Raw genomic sequence first — 18,024 nt, forward strand, 5'->3', positions numbered from 1 at the left:
GGGGGCGGCCTCCGCCAGCGGGCGGCGCGGCCCCGGCCGGCGGCTCGCCGCCGAACGGTCCGCAAGGGGGTGGCGGCGCGGCGTCTTCGACTCGTGCGTCGTCGACACCTCCGCCGCCGCCGTCGTCTGGCGGGGCAGGCGGGCAGGGTGGTCCCCGCGCCGCGAACGCCCCGGCCGGCCGGGGCGATGCGAGCGAGCAACCCGCCTGGGCCCGCGATCTCGAACGCCGCCAATCCATGACCCATGGCGCGGCCATGGCCGTCCACGCCGCCGGCAGCGGCGACGATCACAGCGCCGGCGCGGCGCCCAGCCTTTCGGAGGATAGATCATGACCCTGCTCAAGGGATCGGCGCGCTATGGCGCGACCCCCGCGCCGGAGACCGCCCACCAGCGGGCCGGTCAGGCTTGGGACCAGCGGCTCGGGGCCGCGCGCGTCCAGGCGTTCAACTGGCGGCTGATGGCGCTGGGCCTCCTGACGCTCAGTGGGGGCCTGTCGGCCGGCCTCGTCACGCTCGCCTTGCGCGGCGGCGTCACGCCCTGGGTGATCGAGGTCGACCGCCTGGGTGAGCCGCGCGTCGTCGCCCCGGCCGTTCAGGGCGCACGGCCGACCGACGCCATGATCGCCTGGACCCTGGCGCGGTTCATCACCGACGTGCGCACCCTCTCCACTGACCCGGTGCTGATGCGCCAGGCCTGGCTGCGGGCTTACGACTTCACCTCGACCGACGGCGCGGCGGCCCTGTCCGACCATGCCCGGCGCGCCGACCCCTTCAGCCAGGTCGGCAAGGCCCAGGCGACGGTGGCGGTGACCAGCGTGGTGCGCGCCTCGCCCGACAGCTTCCGTCTGGCCTGGACCGAACAGCGTTTCGAGGGCGGCCAGCTCGTCGCCACCGAGCGCTGGACGGCGATCCTCACTGTGACCATCCGGCCGCCCCGCACCGCCGAGGGCCTTCGGGTCAATCCGCTTGGCGTCTTCGTCACGGCCTTGTCCTGGTCGAAGGAGTTCGGCGCATGATCCGTCTGACCCTGTCCGCGGGTCTCGCCTGCGTCCTGCTGTCGCCTTCTGCCTGGGCTGGGCCGCCAGGCGGCGATCCGCGCCTGGCCACGCCAGCGGGCATGCATCGCTCGGCCTGGGTCGACACCAGCGTATACCCAGTGATCGCCATGCCGGGCCGCATCACCGACATCGTGCTGGAGCCAGGGGAGGCTCTGGTCGAGGCCGGTGGGATCGCGGCGGGCGACACCGCCCGTTGGTTGATCGGCGCCACCAGCAGCGGCGTCGGGCCCGGGCGTCGTGTGCATGTGCTGGTCAAGCCGACCGCGCCGGACCTGGCGACCAATCTCGTGATCAACACCGACCGACGCACCTACTACCTGGAGCTTCGCGCCTCGGCCCGAACCTGGCAGGCGCAGCTGTCGTGGCGCTATCCGACGGCGGAGGCCGTGCTGGTCGAGGCGCCGCTGGCTGTGCCGGAGGTGGACCCGTCACGAGTCGATCGCCGCTACCGGATTGAGGGCGACCATCCCCTCTGGCGGCCCGTGGCGGTATTCGACGATGGACGGCGCGTCTACGTCGAGTTCGGGCCGGATGTCGTTCTGGACGACCTGCCGCCGCTTTACCGTGTGGGCGTCGATAGCAAGTCCGCCGAGATCATCAACTACCGGGTTGAAGGACGGCGGATCGTCGTAGAGCGCCTCTTCGACCGCGCCGAACTGCGTCTCGGGATCAAGCGTCAGGCCCAGCGCGTAAGGCTGATCAGGCTGATGGGCGCCCCGGAGGCGGGCCGATGAGCGAAGACGCCGAGGCTAAGGAAGCTATCGCCAAGACCTTGCGGCTGCGCGGATCGCCCGCGCCGGTGGCCCGCCTGTCGCGCCGAGCCCTGATCATCGCCAGCACCGCCATCGCGCTGGCCCTGTTCAGCGCCGTCGGCTGGTCGATGCTGGAGCATCGGCGTGCGGCGCCTCAGAAGGTGGAGCCGTCCGCGACCGCGACGCCGCCGGAGCGGGTGACGGCCTTGCCGCGCGGCTATGCCGGTCCGGCCGGCGTGCCGGCGCTCGGTCCGCCGCTGCCCGGCGATCTGGGCCGCCCCATCCTGGCCGCCCAGCGGGCGGGCGCCAGGCCCATGGAAAGCGCTGGGCTGCAGCAGGCCGCGGCGGCGGCGGCCCCCGGGCCGAGACAGCCTGCCGTCGACCCCGAGCGCGAGGCCCAGGCCGCCGTGCGCCGCGCGGCCCAGCAGAGCGGCCTCTTCGTGGCCGCGCCGGCCGATAGGCGCGTCGACGCCCCGTCGCCGGCGACGGTCGAGGGGGCTGGGCAGGATCCCCGGACGACCAGCGTGGAGCGTCTTCAGGCGCCGGCTTCGCCCTATGTGCTTCAGGCGGGCGCGGTGATCCCGGCGGCCCTGGTCACGGGCCTGCGCTCGGACGCGCCGGGCTTGGCCATCGCCCAGGTTACCCAGGACGTCTATGACAGCCTGGGCGGCGGTTTCCTGCTGATCCCGGCCGGGGCGCGTCTGATTGGCGACTATGAGGCCGAGATCCAGGTCGGACAGAGCCGCCTGCGCGTGGCCTGGACCCGGCTGATCATGCCGTCGGGCCGCTCCATCGTCCTCGACAAGTTGCCGGCCGCCGATGTGCAGGGCATGGCCGGGCTGCAGGACGGCGTTGATCGCCACAGTGGCCGCGTCCTGGCGGCGGCGGGTCTTTCGACCGTGCTCGCCATCGGCGCCGAGACGGGCTCATCGCGCGAGGCGTCCGATCTTGTCCGAGCCATCCGGCGGGGCGGCGCCGACGCGGTCAGTGACGTGGGCCGGCAGATCGTTGGCCGCAGCCTCGACCGTGCCCCGACCTTGACCATCCGTCCCGGCGCGCTACTGCGCGTCCTGCTGACCAAGGACCTCGTCCTAGAGCCCTACCGCGTGGGAGTGCGCCGATGAACAAGCTGAAGCTGCGTCCGCTGGAGGACGAAGCGAGCGTCAAGATGACCCTCGACGTGCCGCCCAGCACCTATCGCAATCTCGTGGCCTACGCCCAGGCCCATGCGGCCCAGACCGGCGGCAAGGTTGCCGAGCCCGTGCGGTTGGTCGTGCCGATGCTCGACCAGTTCATGGCGACGGATCGGGCGTTCGTGCGGGGGCGTCGTCGGCGCGAGGCGTGAATGGAACGTCCTTGGCGGCCTTTGGTCGTGCGCTGTGCCGGGGCCTGCGACCGCCGCTGACGTTGGCGAACGTCACGATGTCATGCGCCCGTCCCGTGAGGAAAATATGCGAAAGTCTGAAGCCGAACCGGCCATCCGTCATCTATGCCACGCTTGGAGACGCGATGAGGGCCATCTCGAGACGCCGGCAGGGTCTCTGAGCTTTGGCGAATTTTGGAGCTGGCTGCAGGCCAGCTCTCCGAATTATCTGAACTTCCGATCCAGCATCTCGGTGCGCTACGACGTCGAGCTCTGGTTTGACCAGGAATTTGGCCAAGCGGGTCTTCGTTAGCCTGGGCCTTATGCGGCGTCGCGGACCTTGGTGTCCCTACGATCTAAAGCACAGGTCCGTGCTTTCAGAACACGCTAGGCGCGGGGCAGGACCTGGATAAGCGTGAAGACCATGCCGGCGGCCAGCACGGCGAGGGCGGCAAGGCCGGCCCAGCCGGCGGGGGTCAGCAGGCGGGCGGTCGGACGGGAGCGAGCGGGCATGGCGCCATGATATGGCGCCGCTCGTTGCGGCGCTAGGCGCGCTCGAGCTTGGCCCACCAGTCGCCATAGGGTGTGTTGCGGGCCATATGGCGGTTGAGGTCCGGCGCGCCGTCGTCCCACCACACGGGGCCGCGTTCACCCAGGCCGACCTTGGCCGTGTTGACCCTGCTTCGCGCCTTCGCGAGCGCTTGGGGGTCGCCCTTGGCCAGCGCCGTGAGAACCGCGCGGCGGGCGTCCATCAAGGCGTCGACCAGGGTCTGGCGGTGCTCTGGCGACAGATCGGGATTGCTCCGTCGCCAGAGCCGGCCGCGCACCACGAGGTAGCGGCCGTCCGGCGTGATGGGCGGCGGGGCCTTCATCGGGAGAGTTCGATCCAGGCCGGGGCGTGGTCGCTGGCGCCATCCAGACCCCGGACCCAGCGATCGACGCCAGAGTCCGTCAGCTGACTGGCCAGGTCGGGCGAAAGCAACAGATGATCGATCCGCAGGCCTTTGTCCTTGGGCCATCGCTCGTGCAGGTACGACCAATAGGTCCAGGGCGCGGCGTACGGGTGGATGGCGCGCAGGGCGTCGGTCCAGCCCTGGTCCAGAAGGCGCTGGAAGGCCGCGCGACTTTCAGGGCGCAGCAAGGCGTCGCCGCTATACGAGTGGTTGGGATAAATGTCGGCCTCGGTCGGTACGACATTATAGTCGCCGGCCAGGATGACGGGCGCGCCGGTGGCGAGGAGGCCGTGGGCATGGGCCAGCAGCGCCTCGAACCAGGCCAGCTTGTAGTCGAACTTGGGACCCGGGACCGGGTTGCCGTTGGGCAGGTAAAGGCAGCCGATCAGCACGCCGTTCACCGCCGCCTCGATATAGCGCGACTGGGTCAGGTCTGGATCGCCAGGTAGGGCGGTCCGGGTCAGGACCGGGGTCATGCCCTTGGCCAGGATCGCCACGCCGTTCCAGGTCCGCTGGCCTTTCCAGACCGCGCCATAGCCCATCTGCTCCAGCGCCTCGGCGGGAAAGCGGCCCTGTTCGGCCTTCAACTCTTGCAGGCAGACGACGTCGGGCTGGGCGTCGTCCAGCCATTCGATCAGGCTGTCGAAGCGGCTGATCACATTATTGATGTTGAGGGTGGCGATGCGCACGGAGGGAAAGCGCGGCCGTGGAACGCACGTTCCCAGGGCTGTTCTGCTGCCGGCGCCTAGCGCCGTACCGTCCGGAAGGTCACCGAATAGCGCAGCGCTTCGAGGGCGGGGATGCTGTGCTGCCAGTCGCTGCGCGCCGCCCCGGCCATGAGGTAGGCCGAGCGTGGCGCGGCGATGATCGAGGCGCGGTCCCAACGGTCTCCGGTCTTGCGCCGCAGGCGGAAATGACATGGCGACAACAGGGAGACCCCGGCGATCGCCACGGCCGGCGGTCGATCGCGATGCCAGCCGATCCCCGCGCCGGGCGAGTATTCGGTGACAAGGGCGTGGCGGAAGCTCTCCGGCGCCAGGCCGGTGAAGGCCGCGACCCTGTCCAGCAAGGGGAGCAGCAGATCCGGGATCGGCTCGCCGGTCTCGACCATGCGGCCGGCCTCGTCCTGACGCCAGCCAAAGCCGGCGATCCGGCGATTGCCGAAATAGCCCAGATGCTCATAGGCCTTGAACGGCAGGCCCTGAAAGCTGGCGACGAGGTCGCGCTCCTCGGCGGCGCTGATCAGTTCGGCCTGATAGCGGAAGCCATCGGGCAGAGGCTTCTTGGGGGCCAGCGGTAGGTCGAACAGCGAGGGCTGGTTGTCGATCATCGGCGTCTCAACAGAAATTTCGGCCGCGGCGCGTCCAGGACATGTCGCCGTTGTGCGCGTGCGCCCCTGGACCTTTCGCTAGACGAGGAGGGCGGTGTGGTCGGCGGCCTCGGCTGACTTGGTCTCCAGGTTGGAGACCGTGACGCCCAGCAGCCGCACCCCCGCCCGGAGAGGATAGACCGCGCGCACCAGGTCCTGGGCGAGCAGGCGCAAGGTGTCGGCGTCGGCGATGGGGGCCGAGAGCGAGCGGCGGCGCGTGACCTGCTCGAAGTCGGCGTACTTGACCTTGATCGTCGCGGTGCGTCCGAACTTCTGGGCCTTCTCACACCAGCCGAAGACCTGGTCGGCCAGGGCCGCGATCTCGGTCTCGATGCGGGCGGTGTCGAAAAGGTCGGTCTCGAAGGTGGTCTCCGAGCCCGAGGATTTGCGCTCACGGTCTGGGATGACAAGGCGCTCATCGACGCCGCGGGCGATATCGTGGAACCAGGGTCCGGACCGACCGAAGTGATGGATCAGGAACTCCAGCGACTGGCGGTGCAGGTCTTCGCCCGTTTCAATCTTCAGCGCCCTCATCTTGCGCTCGGTCACATCGCCCACGCCGTAGAATCTGCTGATAGGCAGGGTCCGCGCAAAAGCCTCGCCCTGGCCAGGCGCGACCAGGAATTGGCCGTTGGGCTTGTTCTGGTCGCTGGCCATCTTGGCCAGGAACTTGTTGTAGGAGATGCCCGCCGAGGCGGTCAGGCCCGTCTCTTCCTGGATCCGCGCCCGGATCATCCGGGCCGTCTGGGTGGCGGTGTCGATCCCGGCCTTGTTGGCGGTGACGTCGAGAAAGGCCTCGTCCAGCGACAGCGGTTCGACCAGATCGCTGTAGTCGGCGAAGATCGCCTGGATCTGCTGAGAGGCGGCCTTATAGACCTCCATGCGGCGCGGCACGAAAACAAGGCCAGGGCATTTGCGCAGGGCCGTGCTGGACGGCATGGCCGAGCGCACGCCAAACTTTCGGGCCTCGTAGGTCGCCGCCACGATCACCCCGCGCGCGGCCGGCGAGCCGACCACCACCGGCTTGCCCGCGAGGCTGGGATCGTCGCGCAGTTCGATGGACGCGAAGAAGGCGTCCATGTCGATGTGGATGATCTTGCGAGGCGGCGACTCCATGTCCCCAGTTAACTAGCATTCTGTGAACGAAACGGGAACTTTCTCCTTGAGCGGGCGGCCAGGATCGGGTGAAACCGGGGTCTTGCGACGCCGCGTCGCAGCGCGAAGGGCCGTCTGGCTGGTCCATCGTGGGGGCCTTGGGGAGTGTTGTAGCGTGTCGCGTATCGAAGGGGAGTTCCTGACCCTGGCCTTGGAGATCGGCCTGGCGCAAGCCGTCGCCGAGACCCTGAAGGACATAGACCGATCGATCGCCCAATTGCCGGAGACGTTCGGCGCCACGCGCTATCGCCGTCGGCTTGAGGAGCAGCGCACGGCCCTGCGTAACCCGACCTTGCGCAACAGCGCCGCCCTCGTGGTCTCGATGTGCGTCAAGAACCCTGCGCTCACCCCACGTATCCGCCGCGCTTTCGCCGATCTGGTCGAGCGCCACCCCGAGCTGGCGTGGTTCTACGTGCAGCTGCCGGCCGATCCATCGGTCGCGGACCTGCGGCGGGTCGGCTAGGCTTCAACGAACATGCGCCCCTCGCAGCCACTCTTCTGTCGATAACCCTGGGGATCTGCGTGGCCTTAACCGCATCCGGCGGTCGACTCGGCTAAGCGCGGGATCATGAAGCGCGACGAGATCGACCACCTGCTGGATTTCATGGCCGAAGAGGCCAAGGCCAAAGGGGACGATCAGTTCCTGCCTGGCGCCATCACCTTCAATTCCGACACCTGGGTGAAGATGTCGGGCGCGGATCTGCCGACGACCTGCCTCAGCACCATCGTCGGTATCCGCTATCGCGGTATTCGGGTTGTGATCAGCCGCGATCACGAAAACAAGGTCCTCAACCGCGCGGAGGCGGGCGACGAGGGAAAGGCCTTCATGGATCTTGAGCCAAGAGGCTAGAGGTCTGGGTGTTTGCCGGCGTCGGAAAGGCGTGATGGGCGCTCCGTCACCCTCGATCCGAGAAGCGTTCGAATGCGGTGATGCGCCTTGGCGAGAGCCCCGGGTCGTAGCCGTAGATCTCGCGCGCGAGGTAGGCCAGCTCAGCGTCGCGATCCTCCTCAGTGACGTCGGCGTACCAGGCCCTTGGTCCAGCGGCCTCGTCGCCATTCCAGCGGTAACCGCGCTCTTTCAGCCGATCCTTCATCTCGAAGGGGGAGCGGTCGGCGACTATGCGCCAGGTCGGCGCGCGGGCGACTTCCAGGAGATGGGACAGGGCCGTGCGGCCGCTTGTCAGGGGCCGCGCCAGGATCTCCAGACCTGCCAGGCAGTCGTTCTCGGCGCGATGGCCGTCGAAGAAGAAGCCACACTGACTGGCGAGGTAGGAGAGCTTGGTTCCTTCAAAGCCTTCCCCGGCCCAGTCGACCTGGCGCATTGAGCAGGCCCAGCCCTTGAACTTGAAGCTGTCGGAAAGGCGCTCGACGAAGGGGCGGTCGAAGGCGGCGTTGTGGGCCACCACGATCACCGCCGAGGCGATGAAGGCGGCGACCTCGTCCGGATCGATCGCCTGCCCCTCGACCATGGCGTCGGTGATGCCGGTGATCCGGATGATCTCGGCCGGGATGGGATTGGCGGGCTGGCGCAGGGCGACGAACGGTTCGCCGACCGCGCAGAGGCGCCCCTCGGGATCGTAGTCGAACGGCAGCATCGCCAGTTCGATGATCTCGTGCCGGCGCGGATCAACGCCCGTGGTCTCGGTGTCGAGATAGACGCCGCGCTTCAGCGTCGCTGGATCGGCCCCCGTGAACAGGGTGCAGCCCTCGAACCGCCGCAGCAGGCGATAGCGGCCACTGGCGGCAAGCTGGGCGGCCATGGCTTCCAGGGACTCAAGGTCGAGGGCGTCGGTCACAGGCTCTCAGTTGCCGCCTTTGACGAAGATCGCAAGGTCCAGGCGTTGCCGATATTGGACGTCGACACCGGTTCAGGCCCTAAGCTTGGACCAAGTCTGAGCCGCGGCTTTTTGAGGCCGCGGCTCGTCCTATTTGAGGGACGGGGAAGGTCGGGCCACTAATGATGCGCAATGGCGTCGCCGAGGGCGGCGTATCGGCGCAGCGCCGTGGCGGCTAGGTCAGCATGTCCCTGACCAGCGGGATCACCTGCTCGCCATAGAGGCCGATGCTGTCCAGCAGCTTGTCGTGCGCCAGGGCGCCGGCGCTGTACTTCATCTGGAAGCGCGAGGCGCCTAGGGCCCTGACCGTCGCGGCGATCTTGCGGGCGACCGTCTCGGGCGAGCCCACATAGAGCGAGCCATGGGCGGCTTCCTGCTCGAACTCGGCCCGGCTCATGGGCGGCCAGCCGCGTTCGGCCCCGATACGGTCGCGCATGGCCTTGTAGTCGGGCCAAAGGTCCTCACGCGCCTGTTCATCGGTCTTGGCGACATAGCCAGGCGAGTGGACGCCGATCGGCTGGACCGGTTTGTCCAGCTCACCGAAGGCGCGCTTGTAGAGATCCGCGTAGGGGAGGAAGCGCTTGGGATCGCCGCCGATGATCGCCAGCATCATGGGCAATTCGTAGCGCGCCGCGCGCACCACCGATTCCGGGCTGCCGCCGACGCCGATCCAGGTCTTGAAGGGCTGGTCGCCCTGGCGCGGGAAGACTTCCTGATTGACCAGGGGCGGGCGGGTTCGGCCCTGCCAGGTGACGGCCCGTTCGCGGAGCAGGGCCGCGAAGAGGTCGAGCTTCTCTTCGAAAAGCTGATTGTACTGCGACAGCTCAAAGCCAAAGAGCGGGAAGGACTCGGTGAATGAACCGCGGCCCAGGATCACCTCGGCCCGGCCGCTCGAGGCCGCATTGAGTGTCGAATAGCGCTGGAAGACGCGGATGGGATCGTCCGAGCTCAGCACCGTGACGGCCGAGCCGAGCTTGATGCGCGAGGTCTGGCCCGCGATCGTGGCCAGCACCATCTCGGGTGAGGAGACGGCGAAGTCGGCGCGGTGGTGTTCGCCGATCCCGAAGAAGTCGACACCGGCGGCCTCGGCGCGCACACCCTCGGCGACGACGTTTCGGATGACCTGGTCGTGGGGCAGCAGCGTCCCATCCGGCTCGGTCGTCACGTCGCCGAAAGTATCCAGTCCAAGTTCGACAACGCTCATGGGGTGCACTCTGTCCTTTTCGGAGCCGTCGGGCGCGGCTGGACCGTTAGATAGGCGCGCAATTCGCCACCGGAAGAGGTGCAGTTTCTTCTCGGTCTGGCGTCAGCGCCTGCCAGGCGCCTGTGCGTGATGGGCTGCCCGGTTAGGCGGGGAGGGGACCGTCATAGGCCGCGCGAGGGCGGAACAGGGCGTGGTCCTGGTATTGCTCCAGGGCGTGGGCGATCCAGCCGACCATCCGGCCGACGGTCGAGACCGCCAGCTCCTCGCCCTTGAGGCCCAGCACCTTGCCCAGGAAGATCGTCGGCACGATGAAGTCGGGGGCAGCGCCCGTCAGGTCGTCGATGGTCTCGATCACCAGGCGTAGCGGCGCGAACACGGCCTCGGGGATCTGGCGTTCCAGCGCGGCGAGCAGCGCCTGGGCGCGAGGGTCCTTGTCGGCGTAGAGGTGGCCGCCGAAACCGGGCAGGGCTTCGCCGACCCGGAAGCGCGAGAGCACCGCTTCTTTCGGGGCGCCAGTCATGACCTCGTCCAGGAAGCGCGACACCGTCTCCGCGCGACCCAGGTGCAGGCGGCGGCCACGCCCGGCGACGAGGCCCGCCATCGCCGCCCCGTAGGGCGTGACCCCGGTATTGGCGGCGGCCCGCACGGCGTAGGTTGTCGGATCCAGCTCGTGGTCGGCGGCCAGGACGATGCAGCGCCGGATCAGATCCTCATAGCCGGCCGGCGCGTTCAGCGAGCGGGCCAGGACCTCATGAAGCAGGCCCGGTTCCATCGGGTCGCCGTCGCAGGCGATGGCCGCGAAGCAGCGGATCACCCCGGCCCCGGCGCGGGCGTAGCCGGCCGGCGTGAGGTCGTGGGCGCGCGGGTTGGCGTGCTCGATCAGGCCCAGGAGGCCGATGGCGCGAGGGATGCGGGGGAGGACGGCGAACGCTTGTCTCGCCGCCTCGTAGCCATCGGGCAGCGTCAGCGAGATGTCGGCGAAGGCGTCGGGCGCGTTCCACAAGCGGCACGCCACCTCTTCGAGGGTCGCGGTCTCGGCCAGGTCGATCGCCGAGACGCCGCGATAGAACGGCCCCTTAGCGGTCATCAGGGTGACGGAGGTCGACTTGATCAGGCCGGCGGAGGGATCAGCCGGACGGCCGCGACCGCGCGCCTGTTCGATGTCGGCGCGCCAGTAGCGGCGGCTCTTGGAGCCGGGCTGCTTTTCCGAGCGAATGCCCTTGCGGCTGACATAGGCGTACAGGGTCTGCAGGCTGACGCCGAGGGTGTCGGCGGCTTCGTCCGCGGACATGAACAGGTCGTCGCTCTTCATATTGACGAAATCCGTACAGATTGACGCGGCCAATTACAGGTGGCTCGTATGATCTCAAGCGCATCAAGAAAATACGCATTGATGAGAATCGTCAATGTGAAAGCGCAACGGAGGGAATGACCATGAATGCTCGCTACGGCTTGCTGGGATCGGCCTGTGTCCTGGCGCTTTGCTCCGGATCCTTGGCGATGGCTCAGACCGCGTCCCCGGCGTCTTCGGCGGTTCAGCTGGATGAGGTGGTGGTGACCGCCCAGAAGCGTTCGGAGAACCTGCAGGACGTGCCGCTGACCCTGTCGGTGTTTGGCGCCAAGCAGATCGAGGCCGCCCGCATTGTCCAGGTGCAGGATGTGGCCAACCGCACGCCGGGCCTGGCCTTCGACAACTTCCCGTCCAGCCAGCCACGTCCGGTCCTGCGCGGCATCGGCTCGTCCGATCGCGGCGCGGCCGGCGACCCGTCGGTCTCGGTCTTTGTCGACGAGGTCTATTACGGCCGGCCTTCGGCGGTGGCCTTCGACGCCTTCGACGTCGACCGGATCGAGGTCCTGAAAGGACCGCAAGGCACGCTGCTGGGCAAGAACGTGGTCGGCGGCGCGGTCAGCGTCTTCAACAAGCGCCCCGTGCTGGACGCCTTTGACGCCGGCGCGGCGGTCACGGTCGGAAACTATTCGCGGCGGGAAGGGGCGGGCTTCATCAATGCCCCGGTCGGCGACAAGGCGGCCGTGCGTCTGAGCCTCAGCAAGCGCACCCACGACGGCTATACCAAGAACGCCTTCGCTGGCGGCGCGGCTGAGGACCAGGACACCACCAGCGGCCGCGCGCAGCTGCTGCTTAAGCCGACGGAGACCTTCACGGCCCTGCTGGCCATCGACGGCACGCGCGATCGCGGCGCCGGCGACGCCCGCCACAGCTTCGAGCTGGACCCGACCGCCCCGGCCAGCGCCCTGTGGCGCGTCAACCGCCAGCGCGACCAGTTTTACGCCGAGAGCAACGGCCGCAACGATCGCGACACCTGGGGCGCGCGCGCCAACCTGACCTGGGACCTGCCAGTGGCGACGCTGACCTATATCGGCTCGTACCGGCATCTGGCCTACCACTACGCCGAGGACTTCGATGGCGGCAACCCGACGATCTATGCCCTCAACTTCCGCGGCGCCCAGGATGAGAAGAGCCATTTCCAGAGCCAGGAGCTGCGGCTGTCGGCCCTGCCTAGCTCGAAGCTGCGCTGGGTGGTCGGCGGCTACTCCTACAGCGGCGACACCGACCGGATCGACACGCTGTGGGGCGACATCAAGTCCCGCCCGACACCGCCAGCGACCTACGCCGCTCGCGACCGCTTCATCCAGGCCGCGAGGACCAAAAGCTACGCGGTGTTTGGCGACGCCACCTGGCCGCTGACCGACCAGATCAACGTCTTCGGCGGCCTGCGCTACTCCAAGGACGACAAGGACTATGCGCTGAGCAACCAGGACTCCACGGCCCTGCTGCGCGCCTCTGCCAAGTACGCCATCACCGCCAGCCACGACTGGGACAAGCTGACCTGGCGGCTGGGCGGCGACTATTCGCCGAGCGAGAACGTCATGCTGTACGGCGTGATCTCGACCGGCTTCAAGAGCGGCGGCTTCCAAGACACCCCGTCGACGGCGACCTCGGCGGCCACGCCGTTCAATCCGGAGACGGCGAGACTCTACGAACTGGGGGCCAAGACCACGCTGCTGGATCGCCGCCTGACCTGGAACACCTCGATCTACCAGACCGACTACCAGGACCTGCAGGTGCGCAGCACCCGGGGCTTCGACACCATCACCAACAACGCCGGCAAGGCGCGCATCCGGGGCGTGGAGACCTCGTTCGACGCGCGGGTCGACGAGCATCTGCGCCTGTCGGCGACCTACGCCTACACCGACGGCAAGTTCCTCAGCCTGTTCGATCGCGGGGCCGACCGTTCCGGCAATCGCATGACCCGCAGCCCGCGCCACAAGCTGACCCTGTCGCCCAGCTTCACCCAGCCGCTGGCGTCCGGCGCGCGGCTCGAGGCGGCGATCGACGCCACCTTCGAGAGCAAGGTCTATGACGATCTCGACAACAACCAGATCATCACCCGCAAGCCGAGGTCGCTGGTCGATGGGCGCCTCGTCTACGACAGCGCCGAGGGCCACTGGAGCCTGTCGGTCTGGGGCAAGAACCTGACCAACGACATCTACAAGACCCACCAGGTGGTGTTCCAGGGGACCAACCTGGCGATCTACGCACCGCCGCGTACGGTCGGCGCCACGCTGCGCTGGAAGTACTGACGTGACGGCGATCGGTACGGGGAGGGGACGATGACGCTGGCGGTGCTGGGTTTCCTGATGGTGATCAGCTTCATGACGCTGATCATGACCAATCGCCTGTCGGCGATCACGGCCCTGATCGTCGTGCCGATCGCGTTCGGCCTCCTGGCCGGGGCCGGACCGCAGCTCGGCGTGATGATGGTCAAGGGCGTCACCCAGCTGGCGCCCACCGCCCTGATGCTGGCCTTCGCGGTCCTCTACTTCGGGATCATGATCGATGCGGGGCTGTTTGACCCGCTGGTGCGCTGGGTGCTGTCGATGGTCGGCGATGATCCGGCGCGGGTGACCTTGGGCACGGCGCTGCTGGCCATGGTCGTCTCGCTGGACGGCGATGGGGCCACCACGGCCCTGGTGACCATTTCGGCCCTGCTGCCGGTCTATCGGCGGTTGCGCCTCAATCCGCTGATCCTGGCTTTGCTGCTGGGGCTCAGCAACACGATCGTCAATCTGGTGCCCTGGGGCGGACCGACCGCGCGGGCGGCCAGCGCCTTGCACCTGGAGCCGAGCGCGGTGTTCCTGCCGATGATCCCGGCCATGGTCGCGGGCCTAGCCGGCGTCCTGGCCCTGGCCTGGTGGCTGGGCCTGGGCGAGCGCCGGCGTCTGGGGCGCCTGTCCCTGGAACCGCTCGACCCCGTGTCCGCCGACGCGCCGCTGGTCGAGACCGGGGAGGCGCAGGCCAAGCGCCCGAAGCTGATCTGGTTCAACCTCGCCTTGACCCTCGCCCTGGTCGGCGGCCTCGTCACCGGCGCGGCCCCGCTACCGGCCTTGATGATGGGCGCGTTCGCGATCGCGGTGATCGTCAACTATCCCGACATCGCCACCCAGCGCACGCGGGTGGCCGCCCACGCCAAGAACGTGCTGGGCGTGGTGCTGCTGATCTTCGCGGCCGGGGCCTTCACCGGCATCCTGTCGGGAACCGGCATGGTCAAGGCGATGGCCGACGCCACCCTGATGGCGATCCCGCCGCAGCTCGGACCCTATCTGGCGCCGATCACCGCCCTGATCAGCATGCCCATGACCTTCTTCATGTCCAACGACGCCTTCTATTTCGGCGTCCTGCCGGTGATCGCCGAGACCGCCGCCAAGTTCGGCGTGCCGGCCGAGGCCATCGCCCGCGCCTCGATCGTCGGCCAGCCGGTCCACGGTCTCAGCCCGCTGATCGCGGCCATTTACCTCGTCACCGGCCTCCTGAAGGTCGAGGTCGGCGCGGCCCAGCGCTTCTCGCTGAAATGGGCGATCGCCGCTTCCCTGTTGCTGCTGATCGCCGCCCTGGCGACCGGCGCCTTCCCCCTGCGGGCGGCCTGATGACCGCCTCTGTTCCGAAAGAGTCTTCGATGCACGACGGCAAGCTCCCCGACGGTGGGGTCAAGGTCCTGGTGCCCTGCGGGGCCCTGGGTGGGGGCGTGCGACCCGATGAGGTCGAGGCCGGTCTCGCCGCCGGGGCCCACGCCATCGCCCTCGACGCCGGCTCGACCGACAGCGGTCCGGCCTATCTGGGCACCGGCAAGTCCAAGTACAGCCGAGCGGCGGTCAAGCGCGACCTCACCATCCTGATGGACGCCCGCGACCGGGCGGGCATCCCGCTGCTGATCGGCTCGTGCGGCACCTCCGGCTGCGACGAGGCCGTCGACTGGACCCTGGAGATCGTCCAGGAGGTCGCCGAAGAACTGGGCCAGCGGCCGCGTATCGCCTTGCTCTATTCCGAACAGGACAAGGCGACCCTGAAGGCCAAGAACGCCGGGGGGCAAATCCGACCGCTGCCGCCATTGGGTCCGCTGGACGACGCCACGGTCGACGCCTGCGCCCACATCGTCGCCTTACTAGGCCCCGAGCCCTACATCTCGGCTCTGCAGGGCGGGGCCGAGATCGTCCTGGGCGGGCGCACCACCGACACCGCCGTTCTGGCCGCCGTGCCGCTGATGCTGGGCGCGGCCGCAGGGCCCGCCTGGCACGGCGCCAAGGTCGCCGAATGCGGCGGCCAGTGCACGGTCAATCCGATGAACCCCGGCATCATGTTCTGCGTCGACGCCGAGGGCTTCGAGGTCGTACCGCTGTCGCCCGACAATCGCTGCGAGCCGCACACCGTGGCCGCCCATATGCTCTACGAAAACAGCGACCCGTTCCGCCTGATCGAGCCGGGCGGCGTGCTGGATGTGACCGCCTCGGAATATCAGGCGCTGGACGCACGCATCGTGCGCGTCACCGGCTCGCGCTGGGAGCCGGGCCCCTACACCATGAAACTGGAAGGCGCGGGCGGCGGGCCATTCCAGACCATGATGATGGTCGGCATCGAAGACCGCGCGGTGCTGGCCGATCTCGACGGCTTCATGGCCCGCATGGACGAGGCGCTGCGCGAGCGCGTGCGCCGCTCGATCGGCGAGGCCGCCGGCGATTTCGACATCTCGCTGCGGGCCTATGGCTGGAACGCCGTCTCCGGGATCACCCGACCGCCAGGTACGCCGCCACCGCTGGAGGTGGGTCTGCTGTTCGTCGCCACCGCGCAGAACCAAGCCCTGGCCACCCAGATCGCCAAGGCCTGCAACCCATACTTCTTCCATTTCCCTGTGCGCAGGGACATCGAGCTTCCGAGCTACGCCTTCCCGTTCTCGCCGGCCGAGGTCGAGCGCGGCCAAGTCTTCGAGTTCAAGCTCAATCACGTCGTCGAGACGGCCGATCCGTTCGAGCTGGTCCGCATCCGCTGGGTCGACGCCCCTTCGGAAAAATCTGGCGTTCAAGATAAGGAGGTCCGCGATGGTCAAGCTGCATGAGGTCTGCCACCAGGTGCGGTCCAAGAACGCCGGGCCGTTCTGGGTGACGGTCGACCTGTTCTTCGACGGCCCGGAGAACTACGTGCGCTACAAGGACGCGCCGGCGCTATCCCAGGAGGCCATCGGCGAGGCGTTCGACACCGATCCGGCGCTGATCAAGCGCTTCGCGGTCGACAGCTTGGCGGTGGTGAAGATCTCCTATCCCCGCAAGACGCCGCAAGGCGGCGTGGTCGAGCGCGACATGCACAGCGGCCAGCAATATGTTCGGCTGCTGGACACGGTCGTGGGTTGACCAGGCTCTCGTCTGCGTCACGCCGACAAGCCGGAGCGCCTTTCTGCCGTAGCTTGGCCGCTAAGCCGAATGGCCTTCACGTGAACCGATACCCGTCGGTGTCGCTATCTCAGGGAGGCGACGACCGGGCAATGGTCGGAAGGGTGGCCATCGGCCGGAGCGTAGGTCTGCTCCTCGAACCCAGCCAGGTCCCGCGCCGCGCGGACGTCCAGCACGATGTGGTCGATGAATTCCTTGAAGCGCGGGTCGCACTTGGGCGTGGCGGCGCCCTCGGCGAGCGAAAGGTCGGCGTTGGCGGGCTGGCCGTCGTCAAGCTCGGCCCAGAGCGTGTCGTCCTTGCGGGCGAGGCGACGGTTGAAGTCGCCGAGCACGGCGAAGCGGATGGGCTCGGCGGCGCGGGCGTCGATCCATTTTTCGAGAACCGGGATTTGCCGTTGAAGGGTCTCGCAGGCATCGCCCTTTAGCCCGTTGAAACAGCCCGACTTCAGATGGACGGCGAGAAGACGAAGCGGCGCGCGTCCTCGCGCTCGGACGGTGATGTCGACGCCCGAGCGTAGATCCGGATTGCCGAGCGCCAGATCGGCAAGATCAGGCGCGCGCTCGAAGCGCACGCCTTTGCGGATGGCGAAGCCCACGGCCTGGCGTGTCAGCCTGCGATTCGCCTGGCCGCCGCATGGGAAGTGGTTGCCCGCAGGTCGCTCCTCGATAATCAGTTGGTACTTGGCCGGATCGAACACCCGGGCGGCGGCCTTGATCGACTCCACTTCCTCGAAGGCGATGACGTCGGCGTTCATGCGCTCGGCGTAGGCCCGCATCAGCGCGAAGTCCGCGTCCGTACGCGCCTTGCAGCCCTGGGCGCCGTCCTCGGAGAGGTGCTCCATGTTCCAGGTAGCGATGCGAAGGGGAGGCGGCGGCATGGCCGGCGTGGTGGCGCAGGCCCCGAGCGATAGGACAAGGGCGAGGGCGGCGAGCGGCTTGAGCATCCGGAGTTCCAGAACGGAGGAGGCCCGCTTTAGAGCGCAAGTGTTATAGAATAACAATGTGGTCGCCCAAGCCGCTTGTGGGCGACGGCTAAATTCAACTGAGATGCGCCCGGCAACGGGACGAAATGGCGCCAGGTCGCTGGCCGGACCGTGGGTAGGAGCGGGGGTAGAATGCGAAGGGTGGGCGCTTTAAGTGCAGGAAAAATAAAGAAAATTTGTTCGCCTTGGCGGACTCCGTCTCCGCCATCACTTCCGACAACTTGGTTTTAGCGGGCTGTGGTCGCGGATTTGCGCGTTCGCATGGGCGTCTGGATCTATCGGCAACGAAAAGTGGACGCGGGGTCAATGACCGCGCATGGGCGACGGTTCAGAACGGCCCCGACAAGTATTTGGAACGCCGCGCTCACAGATCTGTCGCACTTCGCGCTAAGCGCGAGAGACCTTTGCGCGGAGGAGAAAGGCGTCGGTGTGCATTTAGTTACAGGCCGGACGGGAAACATCGCAGAATTAGTATGAAACCGGCTATCATGGTTCGTGCAGGCGCCTCTCAATAGGGCGCGTGATGTGTCTTGAATGCGCAGGAAACGCTGCGTTGTGAAAAAAGGTTGGTTAACAACCACGACGAGCGGTTGTTTACGGAACGCTGATTTA

General features: G+C 67.9%; 19 protein-coding genes and 1 pseudogene. 11 read left to right on the forward strand and 9 right to left on the reverse strand.

All coding sequences use genetic code 11. The annotated features are described in order from the left end of the window. The 5 genes and pseudogenes from AC07NF_RS00005 to AC07NF_RS00025 form a co-directional block, all read left to right on the forward strand. Positions 1-332, forward strand: a pseudogene (locus AC07NF_RS00005) (P-type conjugative transfer protein TrbL); the annotation flags it as partial. Next, positions 329-1,015 (forward strand): conjugal transfer protein TrbF, encoded by a 687-nt coding sequence (gene trbF, locus AC07NF_RS00010; protein WP_492811866.1) that lies wholly within the window; start codon positions 329-331, stop codon positions 1,013-1,015. The pseudogene AC07NF_RS00005 and the gene trbF, both read left to right, overlap by 4 nt. Beyond that, entirely contained in the window at positions 1,012-1,791 is a 780-nt protein-coding gene (trbG, locus tag AC07NF_RS00015; protein ID WP_494632790.1) for a P-type conjugative transfer protein TrbG, read from the forward strand. The genes trbF and trbG overlap by 4 nt, the downstream gene beginning before the upstream one ends. Beyond that, positions 1,788-2,933 (forward strand): TraB/TrbI/VirB10 family type IV secretion system protein, encoded by a 1,146-nt coding sequence (locus tag AC07NF_RS00020; RefSeq protein ID WP_494632789.1) that lies wholly within the window; start codon positions 1,788-1,790, stop codon positions 2,931-2,933. The genes trbG and AC07NF_RS00020 overlap by 4 nt, the downstream gene beginning before the upstream one ends. Beyond that, positions 2,930-3,154 (forward strand): DUF2274 domain-containing protein, encoded by a 225-nt coding sequence (locus tag AC07NF_RS00025; protein WP_494632788.1) that lies wholly within the window; start codon positions 2,930-2,932, stop codon positions 3,152-3,154. The genes AC07NF_RS00020 and AC07NF_RS00025 overlap by 4 nt, the downstream gene beginning before the upstream one ends. Before the next feature lie 405 nt (positions 3,155-3,559). Here AC07NF_RS00025 and AC07NF_RS00030 read toward each other — a convergent pair whose 3' ends face one another. From AC07NF_RS00030 to dinB, 5 genes are all read right to left on the reverse strand, one after another. After that, complete coding sequence (locus tag AC07NF_RS00030; protein WP_494632787.1) at positions 3,560-3,685, reverse strand: hypothetical protein; 126 nt, start codon at positions 3,683-3,685, stop codon at positions 3,560-3,562. 32 nt (positions 3,686-3,717) lie between these two features. Beyond that, positions 3,718-4,044, reverse strand: a complete 327-nt coding sequence (locus tag AC07NF_RS00035) for a hypothetical protein (protein WP_494632785.1) — start codon at positions 4,042-4,044, stop codon at positions 3,718-3,720. Then, positions 4,041-4,814, reverse strand: coding sequence for an exodeoxyribonuclease III (locus tag AC07NF_RS00040; RefSeq protein WP_492811855.1), 774 nt, complete (start codon positions 4,812-4,814; stop codon positions 4,041-4,043). The genes AC07NF_RS00035 and AC07NF_RS00040 overlap by 4 nt, the downstream gene beginning before the upstream one ends. 56 nt (positions 4,815-4,870) lie before the next feature. After that, positions 4,871-5,455 (reverse strand): alpha-ketoglutarate-dependent dioxygenase AlkB, encoded by a 585-nt coding sequence (locus tag AC07NF_RS00045; protein WP_492811854.1) that lies wholly within the window; start codon positions 5,453-5,455, stop codon positions 4,871-4,873. A gap of 78 nt (positions 5,456-5,533) precedes the next feature. After that, positions 5,534-6,610: a DNA polymerase IV gene (gene dinB, locus AC07NF_RS00050; protein WP_494632783.1), complete on the reverse strand. Its 1,077-nt coding sequence runs from the start codon at positions 6,608-6,610 to the stop codon at positions 5,534-5,536. 154 nt (positions 6,611-6,764) lie between these two features. Between dinB and AC07NF_RS00055 the strand changes: the two genes are divergently transcribed. Next, positions 6,765-7,112 (forward strand): hypothetical protein, encoded by a 348-nt coding sequence (locus AC07NF_RS00055; RefSeq protein WP_492811850.1) that lies wholly within the window; start codon positions 6,765-6,767, stop codon positions 7,110-7,112. A 105-nt stretch (positions 7,113-7,217) separates the two neighbouring features. Beyond that, positions 7,218-7,499 carry a hypothetical protein gene (locus tag AC07NF_RS00060; protein ID WP_492811849.1) on the forward strand — a complete coding sequence of 94 codons (282 nt, stop codon included), beginning with the start codon at positions 7,218-7,220 and terminating at the stop codon, positions 7,497-7,499. Between the two features lie 46 nt (positions 7,500-7,545). Here AC07NF_RS00060 and AC07NF_RS00065 read toward each other — a convergent pair whose 3' ends face one another. From AC07NF_RS00065 to AC07NF_RS00075, 3 genes are all read right to left on the reverse strand, one after another. Beyond that, the gene (locus AC07NF_RS00065; RefSeq protein WP_494632776.1) at positions 7,546-8,445 is read right to left on the reverse strand and encodes a 3'-5' exonuclease; all 900 of its coding nucleotides are present in this window, start codon (positions 8,443-8,445) and stop codon (positions 7,546-7,548) included. Between the two features lie 214 nt (positions 8,446-8,659). Next, on the reverse strand, positions 8,660-9,688 hold the full coding sequence (locus AC07NF_RS00070) for an LLM class flavin-dependent oxidoreductase (protein WP_494632774.1): 1,029 nt from the start codon (positions 9,686-9,688) through the stop codon (positions 8,660-8,662). Positions 9,689-9,830: 142 nt separating this feature from the next. After that, on the reverse strand, positions 9,831-11,000 hold the full coding sequence (locus AC07NF_RS00075) for a citrate synthase family protein (protein ID WP_494632769.1): 1,170 nt from the start codon (positions 10,998-11,000) through the stop codon (positions 9,831-9,833). A gap of 188 nt (positions 11,001-11,188) precedes the next feature. Here AC07NF_RS00075 and AC07NF_RS00080 point away from each other — a divergent pair, with 188 nt between their 5' ends. The 4 genes from AC07NF_RS00080 to AC07NF_RS00095 are packed head-to-tail and all read left to right on the forward strand — an operon-like array spanning position 11,189 to position 16,390. Next, a complete protein-coding gene (locus tag AC07NF_RS00080; RefSeq protein ID WP_494632766.1) occupies positions 11,189-13,291 on the forward strand; it encodes a TonB-dependent receptor in 2,103 nt (700 codons plus the stop codon). Positions 13,292-13,321: 30 nt separating this feature from the next. Continuing rightward, positions 13,322-14,635, forward strand: a complete 1,314-nt coding sequence (locus tag AC07NF_RS00085; RefSeq protein ID WP_494632764.1) for a CitMHS family transporter — start codon at positions 13,322-13,324, stop codon at positions 14,633-14,635. Further along, a complete protein-coding gene (locus AC07NF_RS00090; protein WP_492811840.1) occupies positions 14,635-16,098 on the forward strand; it encodes an acyclic terpene utilization AtuA family protein in 1,464 nt (487 codons plus the stop codon). Before AC07NF_RS00085 ends, AC07NF_RS00090 begins: the two co-directional genes overlap by 1 nt. Then, positions 16,082-16,390 (forward strand): DUF4387 domain-containing protein, encoded by a 309-nt coding sequence (locus tag AC07NF_RS00095; RefSeq protein WP_492811838.1) that lies wholly within the window; start codon positions 16,082-16,084, stop codon positions 16,388-16,390. The genes AC07NF_RS00090 and AC07NF_RS00095 overlap by 17 nt, the downstream gene beginning before the upstream one ends. Positions 16,391-16,494: 104 nt before the next feature. On the opposite strand, the gene AC07NF_RS00100 is transcribed toward AC07NF_RS00095, so the two are convergent. Further along, positions 16,495-17,373: an endonuclease/exonuclease/phosphatase family protein gene (locus AC07NF_RS00100; RefSeq protein ID WP_492811836.1), complete on the reverse strand. Its 879-nt coding sequence runs from the start codon at positions 17,371-17,373 to the stop codon at positions 16,495-16,497. Positions 17,374-18,024: the final 651 nt, after the last annotated feature.

The sequence above is a fragment of the Caulobacter sp. GW821-FHT10A06 genome (genome assembly GCF_059415805.1).